This window comes from Vogesella sp. EB (genome assembly GCF_001037925.1).
In the GTDB taxonomy this organism is placed as follows: domain Bacteria; phylum Pseudomonadota; class Gammaproteobacteria; order Burkholderiales; family Chromobacteriaceae; genus Vogesella; species Vogesella indigofera.
Map to the genome: position 1 here is coordinate 21,517 of NZ_LFDT01000002.1, position 24,383 is coordinate 45,899.

At 64.4% G+C, this 24,383-nt stretch carries 27 protein-coding genes and 1 tRNA gene; 6 read left to right on the forward strand and 22 right to left on the reverse strand.

Annotated features, from left to right (window positions below):
• Positions 1-220: 220 nt before the first annotated feature.
• Entirely contained in the window at positions 221-727 is a 507-nt protein-coding gene (locus ACG97_RS17455) for a hypothetical protein (RefSeq protein WP_156167850.1), read from the reverse strand.
• Positions 728-1,042: 315 nt separating this feature from the next.
• Positions 1,043-1,486 (reverse strand): Lrp/AsnC family transcriptional regulator, encoded by a 444-nt coding sequence (locus ACG97_RS01545; protein ID WP_047965571.1) that lies wholly within the window; start codon positions 1,484-1,486, stop codon positions 1,043-1,045.
• A 125-nt stretch (positions 1,487-1,611) separates the two neighbouring features.
• On the opposite strand from ACG97_RS01545, the gene ACG97_RS01550 reads away from it, so the two are divergent.
• Positions 1,612-2,241, forward strand: a complete 630-nt coding sequence (locus tag ACG97_RS01550) for a LysE family translocator (RefSeq protein ID WP_047965572.1) — start codon at positions 1,612-1,614, stop codon at positions 2,239-2,241.
• Positions 2,242-2,340: 99 nt separating this feature from the next.
• On the opposite strand, the gene pabC is transcribed toward ACG97_RS01550, so the two are convergent.
• From pabC to ACG97_RS01595, 10 genes are all read right to left on the reverse strand, one after another.
• Complete coding sequence (gene pabC, locus ACG97_RS01555) at positions 2,341-3,135, reverse strand: aminodeoxychorismate lyase (protein WP_047965573.1); 795 nt, start codon at positions 3,133-3,135, stop codon at positions 2,341-2,343.
• Positions 3,135-4,433 (reverse strand): aminodeoxychorismate synthase component I, encoded by a 1,299-nt coding sequence (locus tag ACG97_RS01560; protein WP_047965574.1) that lies wholly within the window; start codon positions 4,431-4,433, stop codon positions 3,135-3,137. Before ACG97_RS01560 ends, pabC begins: the two co-directional genes overlap by 1 nt.
• A 251-nt stretch (positions 4,434-4,684) precedes the next feature.
• Positions 4,685-5,926, reverse strand: a complete 1,242-nt coding sequence (gene fabF / locus ACG97_RS01565) for a beta-ketoacyl-ACP synthase II (RefSeq protein WP_047965575.1) — start codon at positions 5,924-5,926, stop codon at positions 4,685-4,687.
• Between the two features lie 168 nt (positions 5,927-6,094).
• Positions 6,095-6,334, reverse strand: a complete 240-nt coding sequence (gene acpP / locus ACG97_RS01570; protein WP_047965576.1) for an acyl carrier protein — start codon at positions 6,332-6,334, stop codon at positions 6,095-6,097.
• Between the two features lie 197 nt (positions 6,335-6,531).
• On the reverse strand, positions 6,532-7,293 hold the full coding sequence (gene fabG, locus ACG97_RS01575; protein WP_369793022.1) for a 3-oxoacyl-ACP reductase FabG: 762 nt from the start codon (positions 7,291-7,293) through the stop codon (positions 6,532-6,534).
• An 18-nt stretch (positions 7,294-7,311) separates the two neighbouring features.
• The gene (fabD, locus tag ACG97_RS01580) at positions 7,312-8,241 is read right to left on the reverse strand and encodes an ACP S-malonyltransferase (protein WP_047965578.1); all 930 of its coding nucleotides are present in this window, start codon (positions 8,239-8,241) and stop codon (positions 7,312-7,314) included.
• Positions 8,242-8,411: 170 nt separating this feature from the next.
• Positions 8,412-9,371 carry a beta-ketoacyl-ACP synthase III gene (locus tag ACG97_RS01585; protein ID WP_047965579.1) on the reverse strand — a complete coding sequence of 320 codons (960 nt, stop codon included), beginning with the start codon at positions 9,369-9,371 and terminating at the stop codon, positions 8,412-8,414.
• Positions 9,368-10,414, reverse strand: a complete 1,047-nt coding sequence (gene plsX / locus ACG97_RS01590) for a phosphate acyltransferase PlsX (protein WP_047965580.1) — start codon at positions 10,412-10,414, stop codon at positions 9,368-9,370. The genes ACG97_RS01585 and plsX overlap by 4 nt, the downstream gene beginning before the upstream one ends.
• A gap of 62 nt (positions 10,415-10,476) precedes the next feature.
• The gene (gene rpmF / locus ACG97_RS17105) at positions 10,477-10,656 is read right to left on the reverse strand and encodes a 50S ribosomal protein L32 (RefSeq protein WP_017509929.1); all 180 of its coding nucleotides are present in this window, start codon (positions 10,654-10,656) and stop codon (positions 10,477-10,479) included.
• A 30-nt stretch (positions 10,657-10,686) separates the two neighbouring features.
• Complete coding sequence (locus ACG97_RS01595; RefSeq protein ID WP_047965581.1) at positions 10,687-11,187, reverse strand: DUF177 domain-containing protein; 501 nt, start codon at positions 11,185-11,187, stop codon at positions 10,687-10,689.
• 128 nt (positions 11,188-11,315) lie between these two features.
• On the opposite strand from ACG97_RS01595, the gene ACG97_RS01600 reads away from it, so the two are divergent.
• Both ACG97_RS01600 and ACG97_RS01605 read left to right on the forward strand, forming a co-directional pair.
• Complete coding sequence (locus tag ACG97_RS01600) at positions 11,316-11,894, forward strand: Maf family nucleotide pyrophosphatase (RefSeq protein ID WP_047965779.1); 579 nt, start codon at positions 11,316-11,318, stop codon at positions 11,892-11,894.
• The gene (locus ACG97_RS01605) at positions 11,894-12,598 is read left to right on the forward strand and encodes an SAM-dependent methyltransferase (protein WP_047965582.1); all 705 of its coding nucleotides are present in this window, start codon (positions 11,894-11,896) and stop codon (positions 12,596-12,598) included. Before ACG97_RS01600 ends, ACG97_RS01605 begins: the two co-directional genes overlap by 1 nt.
• A 72-nt stretch (positions 12,599-12,670) precedes the next feature.
• On the opposite strand, the gene ACG97_RS01610 is transcribed toward ACG97_RS01605, so the two are convergent.
• Positions 12,671-12,874, reverse strand: a complete 204-nt coding sequence (locus ACG97_RS01610) for a hypothetical protein (RefSeq protein WP_047965583.1) — start codon at positions 12,872-12,874, stop codon at positions 12,671-12,673.
• 37 nt (positions 12,875-12,911) lie between these two features.
• On the reverse strand, positions 12,912-13,775 hold the full coding sequence (locus tag ACG97_RS01615) for a Rossmann-like and DUF2520 domain-containing protein (RefSeq protein ID WP_047965584.1): 864 nt from the start codon (positions 13,773-13,775) through the stop codon (positions 12,912-12,914).
• A 69-nt stretch (positions 13,776-13,844) separates the two neighbouring features.
• On the opposite strand from ACG97_RS01615, the gene ACG97_RS01620 reads away from it, so the two are divergent.
• Both ACG97_RS01620 and ACG97_RS01625 read left to right on the forward strand, forming a co-directional pair.
• Positions 13,845-14,414, forward strand: coding sequence for a LemA family protein (locus ACG97_RS01620; RefSeq protein ID WP_047965585.1), 570 nt, complete (start codon positions 13,845-13,847; stop codon positions 14,412-14,414).
• 11 nt (positions 14,415-14,425) lie between these two features.
• Positions 14,426-15,307, forward strand: a complete 882-nt coding sequence (locus ACG97_RS01625) for a hypothetical protein (RefSeq protein ID WP_053068027.1) — start codon at positions 14,426-14,428, stop codon at positions 15,305-15,307.
• Here ACG97_RS01625 and ACG97_RS01630 read toward each other — a convergent pair.
• The gene (locus ACG97_RS01630) at positions 15,304-16,455 is read right to left on the reverse strand and encodes a pyridoxal phosphate-dependent aminotransferase (RefSeq protein ID WP_202902679.1); all 1,152 of its coding nucleotides are present in this window, start codon (positions 16,453-16,455) and stop codon (positions 15,304-15,306) included. The two genes, ACG97_RS01625 and ACG97_RS01630, sit on opposite strands and share 4 nt — an antisense overlap.
• A 141-nt stretch (positions 16,456-16,596) precedes the next feature.
• On the opposite strand from ACG97_RS01630, the gene ACG97_RS01635 reads away from it, so the two are divergent.
• A tRNA-Ser gene (locus tag ACG97_RS01635) sits at positions 16,597-16,686 on the forward strand.
• 152 nt (positions 16,687-16,838) lie between these two features.
• Here the strand turns inward: ACG97_RS01635 and ACG97_RS01640 are convergent.
• The 7 genes from ACG97_RS01640 to ACG97_RS01670 all read right to left on the reverse strand — a co-directional run bounded on the left by ACG97_RS01640 (position 16,839) and on the right by ACG97_RS01670 (position 24,378).
• Entirely contained in the window at positions 16,839-17,741 is a 903-nt protein-coding gene (locus ACG97_RS01640; RefSeq protein ID WP_047965586.1) for a helix-turn-helix domain-containing protein, read from the reverse strand.
• Positions 17,742-17,983: 242 nt separating this feature from the next.
• A complete protein-coding gene (locus ACG97_RS01645) occupies positions 17,984-18,880 on the reverse strand; it encodes a transporter (protein WP_047965587.1) in 897 nt (298 codons plus the stop codon).
• Positions 18,881-19,218: 338 nt separating this feature from the next.
• Positions 19,219-20,670 carry an aldehyde dehydrogenase gene (locus ACG97_RS01650; RefSeq protein WP_047965588.1) on the reverse strand — a complete coding sequence of 484 codons (1,452 nt, stop codon included), beginning with the start codon at positions 20,668-20,670 and terminating at the stop codon, positions 19,219-19,221.
• A 62-nt stretch (positions 20,671-20,732) separates the two neighbouring features.
• Complete coding sequence (gene tatA, locus ACG97_RS01655; RefSeq protein ID WP_047965589.1) at positions 20,733-20,909, reverse strand: Sec-independent protein translocase subunit TatA; 177 nt, start codon at positions 20,907-20,909, stop codon at positions 20,733-20,735.
• A 61-nt stretch (positions 20,910-20,970) separates the two neighbouring features.
• Positions 20,971-21,279, reverse strand: coding sequence for a high-potential iron-sulfur protein (locus ACG97_RS01660; RefSeq protein ID WP_047965590.1), 309 nt, complete (start codon positions 21,277-21,279; stop codon positions 20,971-20,973).
• A gap of 60 nt (positions 21,280-21,339) precedes the next feature.
• Positions 21,340-22,812 carry an aldehyde dehydrogenase family protein gene (locus ACG97_RS01665; RefSeq protein ID WP_047965591.1) on the reverse strand — a complete coding sequence of 491 codons (1,473 nt, stop codon included), beginning with the start codon at positions 22,810-22,812 and terminating at the stop codon, positions 21,340-21,342.
• A 15-nt stretch (positions 22,813-22,827) separates the two neighbouring features.
• The gene (locus ACG97_RS01670) at positions 22,828-24,378 is read right to left on the reverse strand and encodes an FAD-binding oxidoreductase (protein WP_047965592.1); all 1,551 of its coding nucleotides are present in this window, start codon (positions 24,376-24,378) and stop codon (positions 22,828-22,830) included.
• Positions 24,379-24,383: the final 5 nt, after the last annotated feature.

Consider the following 24,383-nt stretch of genomic DNA (forward strand, 5'->3'; position numbering starts at 1 on the left):
GGCCGCCTACCCGAACAACTTGGCCTTAGCTGTCGTCCACACCTCGCATGGTCTGTGTGTCAAAAACCGGACACACACTGTTCTTTACTTTGAACCTCCACATTTTCCTATATATAAGGAGCGATACCAACCCAACAGTAAGGTATGGGGCTGTCGAGCAAAGCGAGGGAACCTGCAAACGCAGATGACAGGCGGTCCGCTAGATCGGATGGCTATGCCCTTATTGGCCCGAAATTAACCTCGCCAATACTTTAGCCTGATCTGCGGATGCAAAAGGCTCACAAAGCAAAAGTTTGGATGAAAGAATCGTGCTACGAATCTGAATAACGCTGTCAACCTCATTGTTGATCAACATTGCGACATGGTCCCCAATATGCATTTCGCTGAATTTTTGAAGGCGCGCTTCAGCTTCAGGACGGAAGAAAATAAATAGGCCGAAGCCGTGTCCACAATCAGAGACACTCTCGGTAAGCGACGTGCCCAGGATATCGTGTGTTGATATGATTGGTTTCTCTGCAACAAAGATTTCCGAAGTATCCTCTCGCTGCTTTCGCCATGGAGCGATCCGCATCGACGCATTTGAATCGAAAGCGGCCAACCTTATCTCAACTTGTGCTGACTCAGGAGAATAATTTCGCTCATATTGAATCTTATTGGATTCAGCACATGCGCAGAGAGTGGGCGCACATATTAAAAATAAAATTAACCGAGATTTGTAAAAATTCACGAGTCACCCATGTGGAAAGAGGTATAACTTTTAAGTTATGCAGGACATCAAGACCTCTATAACAATTTATATTGTTGGCAGAAACTATAAAATTCCAAAGCCATAATTTTCAAAAATTTTTATTCGCTTGTCAATATAACAACCACCAATCTAACGGACGGCATGACCATGCCGTCTATCTTCATCGCCCAGGCAAATCTGCTGCCCAGTGAGGTTACACTGGGTGACGGTTCCCCTCTGATACCTGCCGTTGAACCAAGAATGCATTGAATGGCCGGAGTGGGTCGACAGCAGACATCTCCCAGAAAGCCCCCCCTACCGCGGCGGCAGCACTGGCCGGTTGCTGAGCGGGGTCGACAGGATGATGCTGGTGCGCGTCTCGCCCAGATCGTTCAGCCGCGACACCAGCAGCTCCAGATGCGACACGTCACGCGCCAGCACGCGAAAGACGTAGGAATCGACCCCGGTCACGTGGTGGCACTCCTGCACTTCCGCCATTGCGGCCAACCTTTCCAGCAGCACCTTCTTCGCCGGTTGCGGCACGGTGATGCCGACCAGCGCCGACAGCGCGAAGCCGGCCTTCAGCGGCGCCACCGCGGCGTGGTAGCCGCTGATCACCCCCGCCTCTTCCAGCCGCTTCACCCGCTCCGATACCGCCGGTACGGACAAGCCCACCGTCTGCGCCAGTTCGGTCAGTGATTGCCGCGCATTGTCCTGCAACGCCTGCAGGATCAGCCACGATTTGCCATCCACTTCCATTTGCAAGCCTTTCTGCTGTTTGACCTAAGAATATAAACCCGACATCGCATTCTGGCGAAGATACCTCATGGCGCCCGCGGCGCTGCCGTCGCACACTAGGCCATCACATCGAGGAGCAAGACGCCATGCAAAGCAGCTATTTATTTGTCGAAGCCGCCCTTATCGGGCTGGCGATTGCCGCACCGGTCGGACCGGTGGGTTTGTTGTGCATCGAGCGCACCCTGCGCCAGGGCGCGGCCACCGGCTTTGTCACCGGGCTGGGCGCCGCCACCGCCGACGCCATCTACGCCGCGATCGGCGCCGCCGGCCTCGGCACGCTGATCGCGCTGCTGACGCGGCTAGCGACACCGCTGGCGCTGGCCGGCTGCGTGCTGCTGCTGTATCTGGGCATCGCCACCCTGCGCCGCGACGCGGCCAGCCACGCCGCACGTGCCGCCAGCGTACACAGCCTGCCGCGCGCTTACAGCAGCGCGCTGGCGCTAACGCTGACCAACCCGATGACCATCCTGTCCTTCATCGCCATCTTCGCCGGGCTGGCCGGCGCGCGCACGCCGTCGCTGGCCGACAGCATGCTGATGGTGGTGGGCGTGTTTGCCGGCTCGGCACTATGGTGGCTACTGCTGGCCTACGGCGGTGGTCGGCTGCTGTCGCAGCTGGGTGCACGCGGGCAGTTGCTGGTCGACAAGGCCTGCGGCGTGCTGCTGATCGGCTTTGCGCTGTTGCTGGCGTGGCGCACGCTGGCGGGATGGCACTGAGCCGGTGCCGCTGACGGCATGGCGGCGAACAGCAGTGGGGCAAGGCTCAGCTCAGGGGAGGATGGTGAGTGCCGGCCTGCGCTAGCCGCCGGCGATAGATCAGGGCAGCTGCTGCAGGCGGCGGGTCAGCGCGCCGGGCTGCCACTGCCGCGTCTCCAGCTGCCGCAGTGGCCAGATGCCGGCCAGGCTGTTGCAAACGAAGGCTTCGTCCGCCGCCAGCACCTCATCCGGTGACAGCCGCACCTCGCGCACGTGCAGGCCAAGGTTGGCCGCAGTGTCGATCACGCAGGCGCGCATGGCGCCGGACACGCCGCAGCGGTCCAGTAGCGGGGTGATCAACTCGCCGGCACGCACGATGAACAGGTTGCTCATGGTGCCCTCCACCACCGTGCCGTCCATGTCCAGCATCAGCCCTTCGGCGATGGCCGGGTCCGTCCATTCGCTGCGCGCCAGCACGTTTTCCAGGCGGTTGAGGTGCTTGATGCCGGCCAGTCGCGGCTGGATCGCCAGCCGCGTGTCGCACCAGCGCGCCACGATGCCCTGTGCCGCGCGCTCTTGTGGGTAACCGGCCCAGGCGCTGGCGCTGACGATGCGGGTCGGCGTGCACTCTGCCGGCATCGCGTAGCCACGCTGGCCGACGCCACGGGTGAGCACGATCTTGATGACCGCGCGCTCAAGGTTAGCCGCAACGGTGGCAATCTCGCTTAACAACAGCACCTCGTCCGGACACGGCAGGCGCAGCGCGGCGCAGTCTGCGGCCAACCTTTGCCATTGCCAGTGCCACAGCAGCGGCGTGCCGTGCCGCGCTTCCAGCGTGCGATAGAGACCATCGCCATAGGCCAGACCACGGTCGCTGGCGCTGATCTGGGTGCCCGGCTGGCCGTTGATCAGCATCACGCCTGCTCCACGCCCAGCGCCCGCAACAGGCCGCGCGCCTTGTGGCGGGTTTCCTGCAATTCACGCTGCGGATCGGAATCGGCGACGATGCCGCCACCAGCGCGGAAGCGCAGCTGCTGCCCCTGCTGCATGAAGGTACGGATCAGGATGTTGAGGTCCAGCGTACCGTCGCGGTTAAGATAGCCGAGGCTGCCGGTGTAGGCGCGGCGCGCGCTGTTTTCCAGCTCGCGGATGATCTGCATGGTGCGCACTTTCGGGCAGCCGGTGATGGTGCCGCCGGGGAACAGCGCGCGGAACACGTCGACGGTGCCCACGCCATCGCGGATGCGGCCGCGGACATTGGACTCGATGTGGTGCACGTAGGCGTAGCTGGCCACCGCCATCAGCTCGTTGACCTCCACGCTGCCGGGCTGGCAGATGCGGCCGAGGTCGTTGCGCTCCAGGTCGATCAGCATCACGTGCTCGGCACGCTCCTTGATGCTGGAGATCAGCCGCTGCTTCAGCGCGGCGTCCTCGTCCGCATCCGGTGAGCGCGGATGGGTGCCGGCGATCGGGCGGGTGTCAACCCAGCCGTCGTGCACGCGCACCAGCCGCTCCGGCGAGGAGCTGACGATGTGCGCGTCACCAAAATCGGCCAGCGCCGAGAACGGCGCCGGGTTGGCGCGACGCAGCGCGGCGTACAGGTCCACCGGCCGTACTTCCTCGCTCAGCGTGGCGCGCCAGCCGCGCGAGATGTTGACCTGGAACACGTCGCCTTCGTAGATGTAGTCCTTGAGCTTGACCACCGCGTCGGTGTACCAGTGCGGCGGGTCTTCTTCCAGCGCCTGCAGCACCACAGGGTTGGCCGCAAACGGCTCCGACTCCACCAGTGCCTGTTTCAGCGTGTCCAGCTGCGCCGGCGTTTCCGCCAGCAGCCAGCTTTCCTGCTTCACGCGGTCGTAGAGCAGCGCGGCGGGAATGCGGCTGAGCACCGCCAGCGGGAAGCTGTCGCTGATCGCCTGCGGCACGCTGGGTTCAAACTCGGACAGCAGGTCGTAACCAAGATAGACAAACCAGCCGCCGCTGAACGGCAGCCGGTGCGGATTGGCCACCGCCTGCGGCAGCGGCAGCGCGCGCACGTCGTCGAGGAACAGCGCACCCTCGCCTTCGCGATAGATGCGGGTTTGCTGCGGCAGGGCCATCAGGATGTCCCAGCCGCTGTCACCCGACGACTGCATCAGGTACGGGAAACGGGCGCGATCATGGGCATGCAGCGCCAGCAGATCGGGGGTAAAACTCAGCAGTTCACAGTGCATGGCAGCAGGGCCTGAGGTTCGGTTGCGGCAAGGATGGCGGGGCGGCTGGCCGGGCGCGGGCGGCGATGCTTGCTCGCCACCTAATAGGACTATACATCCGCCGCCATGCCTTGCCAGCGCGGCAGCGACTGCCGGCACTACCCGCCATCTTGCGGCAACAGCAACGTCATGTTGGCCGCAAAAAGAAAAGACCGCGCGAGTTTATCGCAGCGGTCTTGGCTGTCAACGGTTTCGACACCGTTTGCCGTGGCTTACACGCGCTTGAATACCAGCGTGCCGTTGGTACCGCCAAACCCGAAGGAGTTGGAGATCGCCACGTCGATTTTCATGTCGCGCGCGGTATTGGCGCAGTAGTCCAGATCGCAGCCGCCTTCGATATCCTGATCGTGCAGGTTGATGGTCGGTGGCGACACCTGGTTGTGCACCGCCAGAATCGAGTAGATCGCTTCCACACCGCCGGCACCGCCCAGCAGGTGGCCGGTCATCGACTTGGTGGAGTTCACTACCAGCTTCTTGGCGTGGTCGCCAAACGCGATCTTCAGCGCGTTGGTTTCGTTGGCATCACCCAGCGGCGTGGAGGTGCCGTGCGCGTTGACGTAGTGCACATCCTCGGGATTCAGCTTGGCGTCACGCAGCGCGTTCAGCACGCCGCGGGCCGGGCCTTCCGCGCTCGGCGCGGTGATGTGGTGCGCGTCGGAGCTCATGCCGAAGCCAACCAGCTCGGCGTAGATCTTGGCGCCACGCTTGACGGCGTGCTCGTACTCTTCCAGTACCAGCACCCCGGCACCCTCGCCCATCACGAAGCCGTCACGGCCCTTGTCCCACGGCCGCGAGGCGGTCGCCGGATCGTCGTTGCGGGTCGACAGTGCCTTCATCGCGGCAAAGCCGCCTACCGCCAGGCTGGAGATGGTGCCTTCGGCGCCACCGGCCACCATCACGTCGGCGTCACCGTACTGGATCACGCGCGCGGCGTCGCCAATGCAGTGGGCACCGGTGGTGCAGGCGGACACGATGCCATAGCTCGGACCCTGATAGCCCTTGAGAATGGATACGTGACCGGCAACCATGTTGATCAGCGAGCCAGGAATGAAGAACGGGCCGATCTTGCGGATGCCGCCTTCGTGGCGGGCAACGCCGGTTTCCTCGATCAGCGGCAGGCCGCCAATACCGGAACCGATGTTCACGCCGACACGGGTCTTGTCCAGGTCCGGCACGTCGTCGAGGCCGGAATCCGCCACCGCCTGCAGCGCAGCCGCGATGCCGTAATGGATGAACACATCCATGCGGCGCGCGTCTTTCGCCGAAATGTACTGGGTAATGTCGAAGCCTTTGACTTCACCCGCGACCTGGCAGGCAATATCACTGGCATCGAAGCGGGTAATGGTGGTGATACCACTCTTGCCGGCCAGGAGATTGGCCCAGCCACTGCTCACATCGTTGCCGACCGGGGACACATGGCCCAGGCCGGTCACTACTACTCTGCGTTTTGACACAGGGTATCTCCGCGAAAAAAGGGAGGGAATCTCCCGATAGTCCTGAACGGACGGCGCTTAATGGCTGGCCATTAAATCAAACGAACGTTTCAGAGCCACTACAGCAAAAGACCTCTGCAGGCGAGCCTAGGCTACACCGGCAGAGGTCCTGGTAAGCCCCGGGGGGGGTTACTTGTTCAGGTGAGCCGTAACGTAGTCTACTGCTTGCTGAACGGTGGTGATCTTCTCGGCTTCTTCATCCGGGATTTCGCACTCGAACTCTTCTTCCAGTGCCATTACCAGTTCAACGGTATCCAGGGAGTCGGCGCCCAGATCGTCAACAAACGAAGAGTCGATTTTGACTTCGGCTTCGTTCACGCCCAGTTGCTCGGCAACGATCTTTTTAACGCGCGCTTCGATGTTTTCCATTTGTTTAAATCCTTTACCTTTCTGTGTACGGGACAACAAAACCCCGCCATTCTACAAAAAAAACCTGCCCAAGCCTACCGCAGTCACATCATTGCCATGATATTGGCCACGAATCGGCAGTCAGTCCGGCTTTTGACCCGCCAGCATGCTCATGCTGCACTGGCAAAAACCACAAAACTATTCGTTGCCGTTGCCGCTTACGGCATCAGCATGCCGCCGTTCACGTGCAGGGTCTGGCCTGTCACGTAAGCCGCACGGCTGGATGCCAGGAAATCGACGGCATCGGCGATGTCCTGTGCCGCGCCCAGGCGACCCAGTGCAATCTGTTGTACCAACGCCTCACGCTGCGCTTCCGGCAGCGCGCGGGTCATGTCGGTATCGATGAAGCCCGGTGCCACGCAGTTGACGGTAATGCCGCGACTGCCGACTTCGCGTGCCATCGACTTGGTGAAGCCCATGATGCCGGCCTTGGCCGCCGCATAGTTGGCCTGACCGGCGTTGCCCATCGCACCAACCACCGACGCGATGTTGATGATGCGGCCCCAGCGTGCCTTCATCATGCCGCGCATCACCGCCTTGGACGTCTTGAATACCGACTTCAGGTTGGTATCCATGATCGCGTCCCAGTCTTCGTCCTTCATGCGCATCAGCAGGCCGTCGCGGGTGATGCCGGCGTTGTTCACCAGAATCGCCACATCGCCGTACTCCTTGCTGATGGTGTCGACCAGCGCGTCGATGGCGCCGTCTTCACCGACGTTCAGCACCATGCCGACACCGCCCCACTGCGCTAGGCGCTCGCCGATGGCGGCGGCGCCGCCTTCGGAAGTGGCGGTACCGATCACCTTGGCGCCGGCGGCAGCCAGGGTATCGGCGATGGCGGCACCGATGCCGCGCGAGGCGCCGGTGACCAGCGCAACCTTACCTTGCAAACTCATTGTCTCTCTCCTGGCTGGCCGCATGCGGCCAACCTTGTCTCTTTACGCCAGCTCGGCGCGGGCCGCTTCCAGCTTGGCGGCATCGGTCAGCGCGTGGCAGTTCACGTTGCCGTCGATACGCTTGGCGAGACCGGCCAGCACCTTGCCCGGGCCGCATTCGGCCATCAGCACGATGCCACCGGCAGCCAGCTGCTGGATGGTTTCGGTCCAGCGCACCGGACGGTACAGCTGACGCGTCAGCGCGTCACGGATCTGGTCGGCGTCGCCATAGGCGGCAACGTCGGCATTATGCAGCACCGGAATCTGCGGCGAGTTGATCTGGATCGTGGCCAGTGCCGCGGCCAGCTTGTCGGCGGCAGGCTTCATCAGAGAGCAGTGCGACGGTACCGACACCGGCAATGGCAGCGCGCGCTTGGCACCCTTGGCCTTGCACAGCTCCATCGCGCGTTCCACCGCAGCCTTGTTGCCGGCAATCACCACCTGCCCCGGCGAATTGAAATTCACCGGTTCCACCACTTCGCCCTGTGCCGCTTCGGCACAGGCGGCGCGGATGTCGTCATCGGACAGGTTGAGGATCGCGGCCATCGCGCCCTCACCGGCCGGTACCGCATCCTGCATCGCTTCGGCGCGCAAGCGCACCAGCTTCACCGCATCGGCAAAATCCAGTGCCCCGGCAGCGACCAGCGCGCTGTACTCGCCCAGGCTATGCCCGGCAAGGGCAACCGGCAAGGCACCGCCTTGCGCCAGCCAGGCACGGTAAGTGGCCACACCGGCGGCCAGCATCAGCGGCTGGGTATTGACCGTAGCATTGATCGCCTCCGGCGTTTCCGCCTGCAGCATTGCCCACAGGTCTTCACCCAGGGCGGCCGAGGCTTCGTCAAATGTCTGTTTTACTACCGGCAGGTCGGCAAAGCCGTCCATCATTTTCAGGCTCTGCGAGCCCTGACCGGGGAAAAGAAAGGCAAACGCCATCTCGGGGTCTCCTTTTGAAACGGGGTGAATGATGACCGCTTGCTGCGATTTATGCAAAAGAAACTGTCAAACGCTCGTATGATCACCGCAGTTCACTGCAGCTGGACGATGTTTTGACAGTTTCGTAGCGCAAGGCGCGCGACAGGCGATCACCTGTCGCGCACAACACCTTAGAAGCGCAGCAGCACCGCGCCCCAGGCAAAGCCGCCACCGATACCTTCCAGCAGCACAGTCTGGCCGCGCTGGATGCGGCCATCGCGCACCGCGCAGTCAAACGCCAGCGGAATGGAGGCCGCCGAGGTATTGCCCTGCTCCGGCAAGGTGACGATCACCTTGTCCATCGACAGTTTCAGATGTTTGGCGGTGGATTCGATGATGCGCAGGTTGGCCTGATGCGGCACCAGCCAGTCGACATCGGCTTGCGCCACGCCGGCTTCGTCCAGCGTTTTTTCCGCGATATCGGACAGTGCCTTGACCGCGAACTTGAACACGGCCGGGCCGTCCATGTGCAGGTAAGGCATGCCCTGGATCTTGCCGCCGGCGATCTGCGCCGGGGTATTCAGGATGCCCTGGTAGCGGCCGTCGGCGGCCAGCTTGGCGTGCAGCAGGCCCGGTTCGTCCGATGCCTCCAGCACCATGGCGCCAGCGCCATCGCCAAACAGCACGCAGGTACGGCGGTCGTCCCAGTCCAGAATGCGGCTCATCAGCTCGGCACCGACCACCAGCACCTTCTTGGCCATGCCGGCCTTGATGTAGTTGTTGGCGGTGACCAGCGCGTACATGAAACCGGCGCACACGGCCTGCACATCAAACGCAGGAATGCCCGGCACGCCGAGCTTTTCCTGCAGGATGCAGGCGGTACTGGGGAACACCATGTCCGGCGTGGTGGTGGCGACGATGATCAGGTCCAGCTCGCTGGCCTCGATACCGGCGCTTTCAATAGCCTTGAGCGACGCCAGATAGGCCAGGTCACTGGTCTTCTGGTCATCGGCAGCGATGTGGCGCGCACGAATGCCAGTGCGAGAGACAATCCACTCGTCACTGGTTTCGACACGTTCAGCCAGCATCGCATTCGTCATCAGTAGCTCCGGCAGATAGCTGCCGGTACCGAGAATGCGGGAATAGGTCATGCGCTGTCTTTAGCTTCTGACTCGGATTGCTTGATATTTTGTAATTGAACGGCAACCCGGTCTGCAATGTGACCAATCACGTTGGCGCGAACTTCCTCGCAAGCTTGCTCCAGCGCGATACGGAATCCCAGCGCGTCAGTTCCGCCGTGGCTTTTCACCACGATTCCCCGCAGCCCCAGAAAACTGGCGCCATTGTAACGACGGGGATCCACACGGGCCTTGAACAGCTTGAGCACCGGCATCGCGGCCAGGGCACACAGCTTGGTCCACCACGTGCGGGCAAACTCTTCGCGCAGGAACGTAGAAATCATGTGCGCCAACCCCTCGGAGGCTTTCAGCGCAACATTACCGGTAAATCCGTCGCAGACTACCACATCTACCGTCGATTTGAAGATGTCGTTGCCCTCAACGTTACCGTAGAAATTCAGGCCGGATTCGCGCAGCAGCTCTGCCGCACGCTTGATCGACTCGGTGCCCTTGATGTCCTCGGAGCCGATATTCAACAAGCCGACGCTTGGATTCGTCCGGTGTTCGAGGCTGGCCACCAGTTCGGAACCCATGATGCCGAACTGCAACAACTGCTCCGGCGAGCAATCGATGTTGGCACCCAGATCCAGCACGCAGGTATTGCCCTTGATGCCGGGCATCATCTTGGCGATGGCGGGGCGGTCAATACCGGGAATGGTTTTCAGGACGAATTTGGCCGTCGCCATCAGCGCGCCGGTGTTCCCTGCGGAAACCGCTGCCTGCGCCAGGCCTTCTTTGACCAAATTGATCGACACCCGCATCGACGAGTCTTTCTTGTTCTTCAGTGCCAGCTGCGGCGACTCGTCCATCCCCACCACTTCGGAAGCATGACGAACCGTAATGCGCGCGCGCACGGAATCCGGCAGTGCCATCAGCTCGGCTTCGATTGCCGCCTGATCGCCCACCAGTACAAGATTGACATCGGGAGTGTCGCTAAGGAACTGGACAGATGCAGGGACAGTGACCTTGAGGCCAACGTCACCGCCCATTGCATCGACCGCTACGGTGATAGTCATCAACGTGACACGGTAGTTAACCTACCTGTTGTTATGAAGGTAAGGATAATAGTAAGGAACGATTACTCGCCCTTGGCCTTCACAACCTGACGACCACGGTAGAAGCCGTTCGGGCTGATGTGGTGACGCAGGTGGGTTTCACCGGTAGTCGGCTCTTTAGCGAGCGACGGAGCGGTCAGAAAATCGTGTGCGCGGTGCATGCCACGCTTGGACGGGGACTTTTTGTTCTGTTGAACAGCCATGGTCGACTCCTAAGGATTCAAGTTAAACGTTCAGGACTTGGATTGCTTCAGCACCGCCAATACCGCAAACGGATTAGGCTTGTCAGCCTTGGCGCGCTTCAGTTCTTCCGTGTCGCAGTCGTCGTGCATCAACGACAGCGGCAAGCCCATGATAATTTCGTCTTCGATCAGTGCGATAACGTCGAAAGTTTCTTCCGCCAGAATGGCGTCCAGTTCGTCATCGGCCTCTACCGCTGCTTCCAGCTTGTCCTCGCGGGAGAACAGGGTAATCACACCCCCTGCATCCAGTTCGAACGGCATCGGCGTCAGGCAACGCTGACATTCAACGCTGAGCGTGGCAGACAGACGGTAACGCAGCGAGGGTCGCAGCAGACGGTCCTGAAAACCTTCCACCTCGAATTTCACCACGCCAGCATCGGATGCCAGCAGCTCATGTACGCGCTCGGCGAGCGTCGCAACCGGCCGTTCGTTTTGCAACGAAGCGCCATCGCGGGCAAACGCGAGCGGATCAATCAAAATCGGGTTAGACATAAACCCGGCATGATATTATCAGCGCCATCACTTTGTCAAAACAAACCAGCATACTGACTGCGGCAGCGGCGACAACAAGCCATTGATGCAACAGGCAGCCTGCACCCTCTTTAACACGGATGACCGACATGCAGATCGTGCTTGCCTCTACCTCCCCTTACCGCCGCGAAATCGTGGAACGCCTCGGCCTGCCGGTCACCGCCGTGGCGCCGGTGTGTGACGAAACCCCGCTAGCGGGTGAAACCGCCCTCGACACCGCCGTGCGCCTGGCCCGCAGCAAGGCGATGTCGCTGGCCGAGCTCTTTCCGGAGGCGCTGATCATCGGCGGCGACCAAGTGGCACTGCTCGACGGCCAGCAAATCGGCAAGCCCGGCAGCTTCGAAAACGGCGTGGCGATGCTCAAGTGGATGAGCGGCCGCACCGTGGTGTTTCACTCGGCGCTGGCGCTGTACAACAGCAAGAGCGGCCACATCCAGGAAGACGTCGGCATCACCCGCGTCACCCTGCGCCAGCTAACCGAGCAGCAGATCCGTAACTACCTGACGCGTGAGCCGGACGCCCTCAACTGCGCCGGCAGTGCCAAGAGCGAAACGCTGGGCGGCGCGCTGCTGCAAAAAGTGGAAGCCGACGACCCCAACGCGCTGATCGGCGTGCCGCTGTTCGCGCTGGTGAGCATGCTGCAAAACGAAGGCGTGGAGATCCTGTGATGGCCGGCACCCTGTATCTGATCCCCACCCCGCTGGGCGAAGGCGACACCCCGTGGCTGCCGGAGGGCGGGCGCGCCCGCGTCACCCATATCAGCCACTTTGTGGTGGAGGCGGAAAAAACCGCCCGCAAACACCTGAAACAGCTGGGCGTGAGCACGCCGATTCGCGAGCTGGTGATGAACACGCTGAACGAGCACACCAAGCCGGCGGAAGTCGCTGCGCTGCTGGCACCGTTGGCCGCAGGGCTAGACGTGGGACTGGTGTCGGAAGCCGGCTGCCCGGCGGTGGCCGACCCCGGCGCGCAGCTGGTGGCGCTGGCGCACGAGAAAGGCTATCGCGTCGAGCCGCTGATCGGGCCGTCGTCGATCCTGCTGGCGATGATGGCCAGCGGCGCCAACGGCCAGTGCTTCGCCTTCCACGGCTACCTGCCGGTGGACGTCGCCGAGCGCGGCAAGGCAATCAAGGCGCTGGAAGCGCGCTCCCGGCAGAACAACGAAACCCAGCTGTTCATCGAGACGCCGTACCGCAACAACGCGCTGCTGCAACAACTGCGCGACACGCTGGCGCCGGCCACCCGCCTGTGCGTGGCCGCCGACCTGACCGCGCCGACGCAGACCATCGTCAGCCGGCTGGTGAAGGACTGGCCGAAGGAGGCGCCGGACTTTCACAAGCGCCCGGCGATCTTCGTGATCCACGCTGCCTGATAACAAAAGGTTGGCCGCAACGCTTGCGGCCAACCTTTGTTCAGACGCGACAACAAGTAGCACCAGCGTCCCTTAGTCGGGCCCGCCGCCGTGCCGTTGCAATTCCCGACACACCGCCTCGGCCAGCTCCTCCAGATCAAACACCCCGCACAAGGCAGCCCGCTCCGGCGCCCCGACTGCGGCGGAACTGCCCGGATAGTCATCACTCTCGCCCTGGCGCCGCAATTCGTACTGTAGCGCCGCCAGCACCACCTGCTGCAGTCCGTCGTCCGTCATCCCGACTCCTCCATCCGACACCCATCACACCCTGACGCTAAACGGCCGGCGATCCCAGCACCGCTGCCAGCGCCTGTTGCTGTGCCGCCGTCAGCCGATCTGCGGCCAATCTTGCCGTCGCCGCGCCCAAGGCGCAGTACAGCGCGTCGTCCGTCGCCGACAGCACCTGTCGATGGCGCGCCACGGTGCCGGCATCGCCACGTGCGATCGGGCCGGTCAGCGCCGCCGCCGGCCCCAGTGCCAGGGTATTTTCCAGCGTTTGTCGCATCAGCCCGCCCAGCACCGCGGCAGCCACCTCGTCCGTCATGCCGGCCTGCGCCGCCACCCGCGCCGCCAGATCGTGCAGAGTCACCAGATAATTAGAGGCAATCGACAGCGCGGCGTGGTAGGCCGCCTTGCCGCCGGGCGCCAGCACGAAGGGCACGCCGCCGATGTCTGCGGCAAAGCTTTGCAACAACGGCAGGGCCGCCGCGTCGCCCTCCAGCGCGCAGCGGGTGCCGGCAAAACCGGCCACCGCACGCGCCGGATCGGCAAAGGAAAACGCCGGATGCAGGCTGGCGCAGTGCACGCCCTGCGCCGCCAGCGGCGCTAGCAAGGCCGCTTCGCCAACACCGCTGGCGTGACACACCACGCTGCCGGCGGCAATCACCCGCGCCGCCGCCAGATCGGCCGCCACGCCGGCAATCTCGCCGTCCGGCACCGCCAGCAGGGTGATGTCGACCGCCGGCAGGGCCGCCAGCGTCGTCAGCGCCACGCCGGCACCGACAAAGTCACGCGCCGACAGCGCCGACGCCTGACTGCGGCACAGCAGCGCGCCGATGCGGTAGCGCCCGCTGTCGTGCGCCAGCCGCGCCACGCTCTTGCCCAGACGCCCGCCGCCGACAATATTGAGAGAAGTCATCTCGCCACTTTCTTGACACCCGCCAGCGCTGCGGTGACGATGGCATCGAATTTCAAAGGACACCCGCTCATGCCATTTTTCCTGTTCGTTTCTGCATTCGTGGTGCTGCTTTTCTACGGCATCCTGCTCTACAACGGCCTGGTGCGCCTGAAGCACGAGGTCAGCAAGAGCTGGGCCAATATCGACGTGTTGCTGAAACAGCGCCACGACGAGATCCCCAAGCTGGTCGATGTCTGCCGCCACTACGGCCAGTTCGAGCAGGACACCCTGACCCAGGTAATGGAAGCGCGCGCCGCGATGTCGGAGGCCGCCCGCGCCGGTAACGTTGGCCGCATCGGTGAACTGGAAGGCCAGCTGCGCGGCCTGCTCGGCCAGATCTTCGCGGTGGCCGAAGCCTATCCGGAATTGAAGGCCGATGTGCAGTTCAGCCACCTGGCGCAGCGTATCAGCCAGCTGGAAGACGGCATTGCCGATCGCCGCGAACTCTACAACGAAGCGGTCAACAACAACAACGTGCGCATCGAGCAATTCCCCGACGTGTTCGTCGCCAACCTGTTCGGCTTCCGCACCGCACGCGCGCTGCGTTTTGCCGAAGCGGAAAAACGCGACGTCGACGTCAAGGCGCTGTTCGAACGCTGAGCCAAACCACCATGATCCCGCTCGCGGCGCTGCAACAGCGCTACGCCTCGCTGCTGCCCTACCTGTTGCTACCCCTGCTGGCCTGGCAACTGGACGAACTGCCGCCGCGGCTACTGCCGGCAGCCGGCGCCCTGCTCGGCGTGGCGCTGTGGTTGCACTTCTACCGCCAGTACCGCCATGTGGCCGACACCCCGACCACCACCTCGCAGGCGGCGGCACAGGGCTATTGCGAATGCTTTGGCGAGGCCGCAGCGCTGGACGGCCCGCCGCTGGTGACCCCATTTGGTGGCATGCGTTGCGTGTGGTATCAGGCGGAGCGGCGTCCGAACGGTCGCCAGCAACGCCCGCAGCGCAGCGAACGCCTGTGCAGCGACGACTCGTTCCGGCTGCTGGATCGGCGCGGCGAGATCATCGTGCAACCGGCCGGCGCCAGCATCGAGGCCCGCCACCAGCGCAGCTGGCATGACGGCGACGACGTGCTGAGCGAGCGCTGGATCGCCATCGGCGACCCGCTGTACGCGCTGGGCGAGCTGCGCAGCCTCGGCGGCCAACCGGACCGGCAGGCCTTCCGCGACGACCTGCAGCTGACGCTGAACGAATGGAAACAGGACCCGGCGCAACTGCTGCGCCGCTTCGACCAGAACGGCGACGGCACACTCAGCAGCGAGGAGTGGGAGCACGCGCGCCAGACCGCCCACGGCGAGGTTGGCCGCAACCACCGCGCACTGGCCGCCATCCCGCTCAGCCATCACCTGCAACGCCCCGCCGACCGCCACCCCTTCATCATCAGCTGGCGCTCGCCACAGGACACCGCCGGTGCACTGCGCCGGCTGGCGTGGAGCCACGCCGCCTGCGCGCTGCTGGCGACGCTGTGGCTGGCGCGCAGCGGCTAGCGCACCGTCTTCATGCGCGCCACCGCCTCGGCCAGACGGTCGATGCCGGTGGTGTAGGCGACGCGCACATAGCTGCCGGCGCGGTTGCTGCCGAAGTCCGCCCCGGGTGTAATCGCCACCTTGACCTCGTCCAGCATGCGCTGGCAGTAGGCAAAGCTGTCTGCCGTCACCGCAGACACGTCGGCGTAGACGTAGAAGGCGCCGTCCGGCACCGCGTCGATGCGCCAGCCCAGTGTTGGCAACACCTGCAGCAGGAAATCCCGCCGCCGGCCAAACTCGGCGCGGCGGCTTTCCAGCACATCCAGTACCGCCGGCTGGAATGCCGCCAGCGCGGCGTGCTGCGCCGCCGCCGGCGGGCACAGGAACAGGTTCTGCGCCAGCCGGATCGCCGGCTCGACATAGGCCGGCGGCACCACCAGCCAGCCCAGCCGCCAGCCGGTCATCTGGAAATACTTGGAGAAACTGTTGATCACGAAGGCGTCGTCCGCCAGCTGCAAGGCCGAGAACGAATCGGCGCCGTAGGTAAGCCCCTGGTAGATCTCGTCCACGATCAGCGCGCCGTCGTGTTCGCGACAGCATTCGGCCAGCGCGGCGATCTCGTCGCGGCTGAGCACGGTGCCGGTCGGGTTGGCCGGCGTGGCCACCATCGCCGCCACCGTGTTCGGCTGCCAGTTGGCGTCCAGCTCGTCGGCCAGCAACTGGTAACGCGTCGCCGCGCCGACCGGCACCGTCTGCGGCACGCCGCCGAGCAGGCTGACGAAGTGGCGGTTGCACGGGTAGGTCGGATCAGCCATCAACACACCGTCCCCTTCGTCCACCAGCAGCGACAGGGCAATCTGCAGCGCGCCGGACGCACCCGGCGTGACAATGATGCGCTCCGGCGCCACCGTCACGCCGAAGCGCGACTGGTAGAACCCGGCAATCGCCTGGCGCAGCTCGGCCAAGCCCTGCGCCGCGGTGTAATAGGTATGCCCCGACGCCAGCGCCGCACGGCCGGCATCGACGATGGCCTGCGGTGTGGCGAAGTCCGGCTCGCCCACTTCCAGGTGGATCACATCATGGCCGGCCGCCTGCAAGGCGCGGGCCTTTTCCAGAATCGCCATCACCTGGAACGGAGCGATGGCGGACAGGCGTTTTGACAGTTTCACGGCAATCCCTTTGTTAGCGTCATGGGCACGCGCATGGCGTGCCATCGGTAGCCAGTATGCCGCAGCCACCACCTCGCACCAATATTCATGAAATACGCTTGACCGATCAAAAATCGAAGTCTATAATGCGCAGCCTGAGTCGGAGAGGTGGCAGAGTGGTCGAATGTACCTGACTCGAAATCAGGCGTACGTGCGAGCGTACCGAGGGTTCGAATCCCTCCCTCTCCGCCAGACCAACATCTAAGCCCTTGAGAAATCAAGGGCTTTTTTGTTTTTTCTCGTCACCAAAAGCACCCCGGGCAGCCAGATTGCCACCACCGACAGCTTCATCCCCACCATTAAAAACACTTATGCCAATACCGGCGGCACCAATCCCGCCGCGCTCACGGCCAGTCGGCGTAGTTGCGGATCGCCAGTGCCTCGTGGCGGCTGAGCTGCTGCTTGGCCTCCAGCCGGTAGCGCGCCGGGGTCAGCCCGGTGTGCAGGCGGAAGAAACGGCTGAAGTGGGTGGTGCTGCGAAAGCCGAGATCGGCGGCGACCTGTTCGATGGTCAGCCCGGAACGCACCAGCCGCAGGCAGGCCTCGTGGGTGAGCCGGTCGTGCAGCAGCTCCAGCGGCGTGCGTTTGAGGGTGCGCACGCAGATGTCGTGCAGGCGGTCGTGGGAGATGCCCAGCTCGGCGGCGTAGCGGGCGATCTTCCAGTGTTCGCGCAGGTGCAGCTCGGCAAGGTGGCGGAAGCGCATCAGCAGCGTCGAATTGGTGCTGTGTCCCTGCTGGCTGACATCCTCCAGCCCGGACAGGCGCCAGCAGTGGATCAGAATCAGCGTGAGATGGGCGGTGAGATAGCTCCACGACGCCTTGCCGCCCAGCTTCAGCTCGCGCTCGATGCTGCGGAACGAGGCGCTCATCTCCTGCACCGCCTCGGCGGCGTCAAGGCGGTTCTGCACGACGCGGCGATCGGCCAGATAGCGCAGCGGCACCGATTCCGCGCCCTGCCCCGCCGCCTCCTTCACCAGCACGTCCGACAGCGACAGCAGGTAGCCGGAACTGCCGGCGCTGACGCGCAGATGGCTTTGCGGCGGCACGTTGACCCACGCCAGCGCCGGCGCCGCCAGCTCGATGCTGTCCTTGTCCAGGCTGAGGCTGGCGCTGCCGCTCAACAGCAGGATCGCCGCACGCGCGGTGTCGTGGCGGCCGTTGGCCAGCGCGTAGCGGCGGGTATCGAGCGTGGTGTCGATACGGTGGGCTGCGGCGTGGGCGTTGATGCGCTGGGCGACGGGGGTCATGGGCAGGCCGCGACGGGGGTGAACAGATTCACATGATAACGGCACTGCGCCGCCATGCGGAGCACGGCGGCGCAGTGGCGGACATCATGCGTGCCGGCTTAGAGCCTGTTCACGATCTGCTGCGCTTCGACGATACCGCGTTGAAAACGCATTCGGCATGCTTGTTTATATCAAGCTCAACGCCGCTTCCTCTGCCGTTTTCGCCTTGTCTCGCGTGAGCGCGCGAGATCGTGAATACGCTCTTAGAACGGCAGCGTCATGCGCAGCTTGAATTCGGAACCGCGGGCGCGGTTGGCCACGCCGCTTTCGCGCTGCCACTTGGCGGTGACGAAGTAGCCCTTGCCGTTGTCGTACTTGATCGACGGACCGATGGCGAAGGCCTTGCCGCGGTTGCCGTGCGCCGCCACATTCGGCCCGTTATCGTCGGTGACCTGGCGATAGGCATAGCCGCCCACGCCGGCCACCCAGCCATTGCCGAAGCCCCAGCCCAGCGCGTAGTCGGCGTGCACTTCCTGGCCGCTGCGGTAGTCGGTGTCCTTGTTCTTCCAGTTGTAGTCGTACATCAGCTTCACGTCGGCGTTGATGCCGCTAGGCTGTACGTAGCTCACCGCCAGCAGCGGCTCCACGTTCCAGTAGTTGCGGCCAACGTTGACCTGATCGTGTTTGTCGAACTGGCCGGTGGGGGCGTTGATGTCCAGCCCGGCGTAGTAGTGCAGCTTGTCGGAGACGTGGTAGGCGGCGCCGCCACCGAGCACGATGTCACCCAGCTCGCGCTTGCGCTGCGACTGGCCGTTGACCGTGGCGTCGACCTCCACCAGCGGCGTGATCGCGTGCATCGCCAGCTGGCCGCCGGCCAGCGGCAGGTCGCTCACCCAGATGAAGCGTGGTGCCACCGCGTTGACCCGCAGCTTGAAGTCCACCGGCAGCTCGTCGCCGTTGTTGTCGCGCAGTGAATCGGCGCGGTAGCTGGAAGCATAGCCCAGCACGTAGAAGCCGGGCGGCGGCAAGGCGCCGGTCAGGTAGTTCTCGTTGCCGTTGGGGTACATGCCGCCGCCGCCCTCGGTCGCCCAGCCGGCGGACGCCAGCGACAGCAAGGCGCCCGTAGTGACGAGGGTGGTGAGCGCTCTGGATTGTTGCATGATGAATCTCTCCGTTTTATTTATATGTCATTAACGATGGGTATGAAAAAGCGCTGCCTGCACGACTAGGCAAGCGGGACGGGCAGCGCAGCGTCCCGCTGCAAGGGTTGGCCGCACGCCGCACGTCCGGATGGGACGCGGCGCCTGGCCGGCGGCGGCCCGGTGGGCCGCGGCCAGATACTGCCAGAACCTGTTTACGATCTGCTGTGACTGATCCCAATGGGGCGATACGGCGTTAAAAGCGCCTTCGGCATGCTTGTTTTTATCCAGCTAAACGCCGCTTCCTCAGCCATTGTTGCCTTGTCTCGCGTGAGCGCGCGAGATCGTAAAACAGCCTCTCAGATCGGGTACTGCTGCGCGCCACGCTGGATGCTGATCCAGCGCAACTCGGTAAATTCGTCGATCGCGGCGCGGCCGCCAAAACGGCCGTAACCGCTGTCCTTCACCCCGCCGAACGGGATCTGCGCCTGGTCCAGCACCGTCGGACCGTTGATGTGGCAGATGCCGGACTCGATGCGGCGGGCGACTTCCAGCGCGCGCAGCACGTCGCCGCCGAACACCGCCGCCGACAGCCCGTACTCGGAGTCGTTGGCCAGCGAGATCGCCTCCTCCACGTCATCAAAACGCAGCACCGCCACCACCGGGCCGAACGACTCTTCGCCGTACAGCCGCATCGCCGCGGTGACGTGATCGACCACCGTGGCCGCCATCACGCTGCCGCGGGCGTGGCCGCCGGTCACCAGCTCGGCGCCCTTGCCGACCGCGTCCTGCACCAGCGCCGTGATGCGTTCGGCGGCGCCGGCGCTGATCATCGGCCCCAGCGCGCAGCCTGGCTCGTCCGGCAGCCCGGCTTTCAGGCTCAGCGCCTTGTCGGCCAGGCGTTGCACGAATTCGTCCGCCACCTTGCGATCGACGATGATGCGCTCGGTCGACATGCAGATCTGGCCCTGGTTGAAGAAGGCGCCAAACGCCGCCGCCTTCACCGCCTCGTCCAGATCGGCGTCGTCCAGCACCACGAACGGCGCCTTGCCGCCCAGCTCCAGCAGGCAGCGCTTCAGGTAGCGCGCGGCGATCTCGGCGATGCTGCGGCCAACCCTGGTGGAGCCGGTGAAGTTCACCCGCCGCACCGCCGGGTGGCGGATCAGCGCCTCCACCACGCTGGCCGCGTCGGCCGGCGCGTTCAGCACCACGTTGAGCACGCCCGGCGGCAGCCCGGCCTCGGCCAGCACCTCGCCCAGCAGGCGGTGGGTGTACGGGCACAGCTCGGAGCCTTTCAGCACCACGCTGTTGCCACAGGCCAGCGGCATCGCCACCGCCCGCGCCGCCAGCAGCACCGGCGCGTTCCACGGCGCGAAGGCCAGCACCACGCCCGCCGGCTGGCGCAGCACCATCTCGATGGCGCCGGCGCGGCTGGACGGCGGCAGCTCGCCCTGGATCTGCGTGACCAGCGCCGCCGCCTCGCGGAAGATGTTGGCCGCCAGCTGGCAGTTGAAGCTGCCCCACGCCGCGGTGGCGCCGGTTTCCGCCGTCATCGCGGCACTGAAATCGGCACTGCGCGCCACGATCAGGTCGGCGGCACGATCCAGCAGCGCACGGCGCTGTTGCGGCAGCATCGCCGCCCAGGCGCCGAACGCCACCGTGGCGGCATTCACCGCAGCCAGCGCGCTGTCCACGCTCGCCGCCGCCGCCACGGTGGCGACCTCGCCATTGACCGGGTTGAGACAGTCGAAGGTGGCGCCGTCGGACGAGGCGACATCCTGGTTATTGATGAACAGCTGGGCGTGCAGCATGGCGCTCTCCGCAGGGTGATGGGTCATGCTGCGTTTGTATGCCGGCGCGCGCCGGCCGGCAACTAGCTTTTCGGCGTGGCGTCGCTTGCGGGCGGCTCGCCCTCACCCTGCATGCCCTGCCGGAAGCCGCGTACCGCGCCACCCAGGTCGGCGCCGACATGGCGCAGTTTCCTGGTGCCGAACACCAGCAGCACCACCGCCAGCACGATCAACCAGTGCCACAGGCTGAATGAACCCATTGCGCTCTCCTTGCCGTTGCCACGGCCGGCCTGCGGCCAACCCTGGCCCGGCGTTTAACGGTCAGGCCTTCTTGACGTAGACGTTGCACCAGCCCTTGCCGGCCACCTGCTTGCCGGCCAGCATCGGACAGGGCGCGAAGGCGTCGCTGACCTTGCCCTGGTAGAACTGGCAGTTGCTACAGGCCTGGCCGGCGACGTATTTCGGCTGCTTGGCCTTGTCGACCTTGCCGGCGTCGGCGACGTAGCCTAGCGCCACGGCGGCCGGGTCCTTCGCGTCCACTTTCGGGGCGGCGGCCAGCGCGCCGCGGGCCACGGCCAGCGCGGACACGACACCCACGCTGTTGATCAGGAAATTGCGACGTGATTGCATGGTTTGCTCCTTGATGCGCCGGCGGCCAGGCCGCCGGCGTACGGCAATAGATAAAGAGGATCAGAACGGATACGGGCGCGGCTGGAACTGCAGCGTCACCCACTGCGCGCGGGTGAACTCCTCGATCGCCCACTCGCCGTTGAAACGGCCGAGGCCGGAGTTCTTCTCGCCGCCGAATGGCGCGTTAGTCTGGTCGTCGACGGTGATGTCGTTGATGTGGCACATGCCGCTGCGGATGCCGCGGGCAAAGTGCAGGCCGCGGGCGTAGTCGCGGGTGAACACCGCGGCGGACAGGCCGTATTCGCTGGCATTGGCCAGCGCCAGCGCGTGCGCCTCGTCGCGCGCCTTGATCACCGGCAGCACCGGGCCGAAGGTCTCGTCCACGGCGATGGACCAGCTCGGGTCCACGTCCACGAACAGGTGCGGCGGCAGCACATTGCCTTGCGGCGCGCCGCCGACCAGCAGCGTGGCACCGTCCTTTTTCGCCTGCTCGATCTTGGTCAGCACGCTGTCCAGCTGCTTGCCGTTGATCAGCGGGCCGACGATGTTGGCCGCATCGGCCGGGTCGCCGTACGGCAGCTGCTCGACGCGCGCCTTCAGCGCGGCCACGAAGGCATCGTGCACCTTGGCGTCGACGATCACGCGGTTGGTGCTCATGCAGATCTGGCCCTGGTGCAGGAAGCGGCCGACCACCGCCGCCTGCGCCGCCTGCTCGATGTCGGCGTCGTCCAGCACCACCAGCGGCGCGTTGCCACCCAGCTCCAGCGCCACGCGCTTGATGTGCTGGCCGCCAGTGGCGATGCGGCCAACGTTGCGGCCCACCTCGGTGGAACCGGTGAACGAGATCAGACTCGGCACCGGATGCGCGACGAAATGATCGCCGATCTCGCTGCCGGCACCGGCCACCACGCTGAACAGTCCGGCCGGCAGGCCGGCTTCCTCGTAGATCTTGGCCAGCAGCAGGCCGCCGGTCACCGGGGTGTCGCTGGCCGGCTTCACCACCACCGCATTGCCCAGCGCCAGCGCCGGGGCGACGGAGCGCGCGGTCAGGTGGTAGGGGAAGTTCCACGGGCTGATCACGCCGACCACGCCCAGCGGCGCACGGTAGACGCGGCTTTCCTGGTTGGGGATGGCCGAGGCCAGGATGCGGCCCTCGACGCGGTTGCAGAAGGTGGCCGACTCCTGGGTGATGCGGCGCGCGCTGTCCCATTCGATGATGGCCTTCAGGCGCGAGCTGCCGGATTCGCGCACGATCCAGTCCTGGATCTCCTCGGCGCGCGCCAGCATGATTTCCACCGCACGGTTCAGTACCGCGGCGCGCTCTTCCGGCAGGCGGGCGGCCCACTCCTGCTGCGCCGTGGCGGCGGCGGCGTAGGCCGCGTCCACGTCGTCGCGGCTGGCCAGCTGCAACTGCAGCAGGACGTCGCCGGAGTACGGGTTGGTATCGGTCAGCTGCTGGCGGGAACCACCTCGGCGCCACTGGCCGGCGATCGGCTGCAGTTCGAAGCCGTCGTATGCTTGTTTCGTTGTCATCGCTAGTTTCCTGCCTTAGATGCGGATGCCGGACTTGCCCGGTGCCAGAATGCCGTTCGGGTCCAGCGCGCGCTTGATGGTTTTTTCCAGCTTGCGCTTCACCGGGCCGTAGCTGTTGGCCACCCGTTCCTGGAACGCGGTGTTGACGCGGTACACGGCGTAGCCTTCCTTCTCGAACTCGTCCAGCAGCTCGGCAAAGCAGGCATTGGCGCGCTTGGTTTCCTCTTCGCTGCTGCGGTCGAACAGCACGTCGATCACGTGGTGCATGTCGCGCCAGCCGACGATGAATTCGCCGACGTAGTCGAGGCCGTGCTTGTTGAGGATGGTCTTGGCCAGCTTCACCTGCTTGTCGCACTCGCTGCCGCGTGCCTGGCTGACCGGGGCGAACCACATCGAGCCGCCACCGCCGCGCCAGTTGTAGAGGCCGAATTCCTGCAGGTTGGGCACGCCGGACATCAGCTGCGCGCGGTACTTGAACGGCTGGGTGTCGCCGGCCTCTTCCTGGGTCACGATGCGGCCCTTGCCGGCCTTCTTGATGGTCTCGGTGACGATCTTCCAGTTCACCTCCACCTGCTCCGGCGAGCCGTACAGCGCGGCGTACACGTTCCAGGCGCCGAGGTGCTTGTCCTTCTGGATCTGTTTGACGATGTGATCCGGGGTGTGGCCGGGGGTGGTGATGTAGTCGGAACGGCGGGTGTTGCAGGTGGCCGCTTCCCACAGCGTGCCGGCGATCACCACCGCGTTGGGGATGATCTGTGCGATACGCAGCGGGCGCAGCATTTCCACGATCTCGCTGATGTCGGCCTCGTTGTCGAACTTGATCTCGAACGGCTTGAACACCGGCGGCTTCGGCATCAGCCAGAAGCCCATCTTGGTACAGATGCCGTAGTTGGACTGGGTGAACATGCCGTCCAGCGTCGGGCCGTAACCCCACTTGAACACCTGCCACGCCTTGTCGCCCTTCACGCCGCCCATGCCGGTGCGGTACACGTCGCCGTTGGCCAGCACCACTTCCATGCCGCACTGCATCAGGAAGTGTTCACCGTACGGGGTGTAGCCGACGCCACGGTCCATGGTATTGCCGACCGGGCCGGCGATGGCCGACGGTGCCGAGAACGACAGCATCAGCGGCAGCTTGTTGTCCTCGATGTAGTCGTACAGCTGCTGGTAGGTGACGCCCGGCTCCACCAGCGCGGTGCACAGTTCCGGGTCGATATGGATGATCTTGTTCATCTTGCGCAGGTCGAGCACGATCTGGCCGCGCTCCACCGGCGCCGCCGAGCCGTAGCCGAAGTTGCGGCCGGTGGAGATGGTCCACACCGGGATCTTGTACTCGTTGCAGATCTTCACCACCGCCTGCACCTGCTCCACGGTGGTGGCCATCACGATGGCGGACGGGATGTGCTTTTCGGTTTCCACCGCCATCATCACCTTGGTGTAGGGCTGCAGGTGTTCGCCGGAAGTCAGCACATTGTCTTTGCCCAGTGCGGCGGTGAACTTCTTGATGGCCGCGTCGAAACGGGCCTCGCTGACGCCCTTGGGCAGGGCAAGATATTTACTAGCCATGAGAT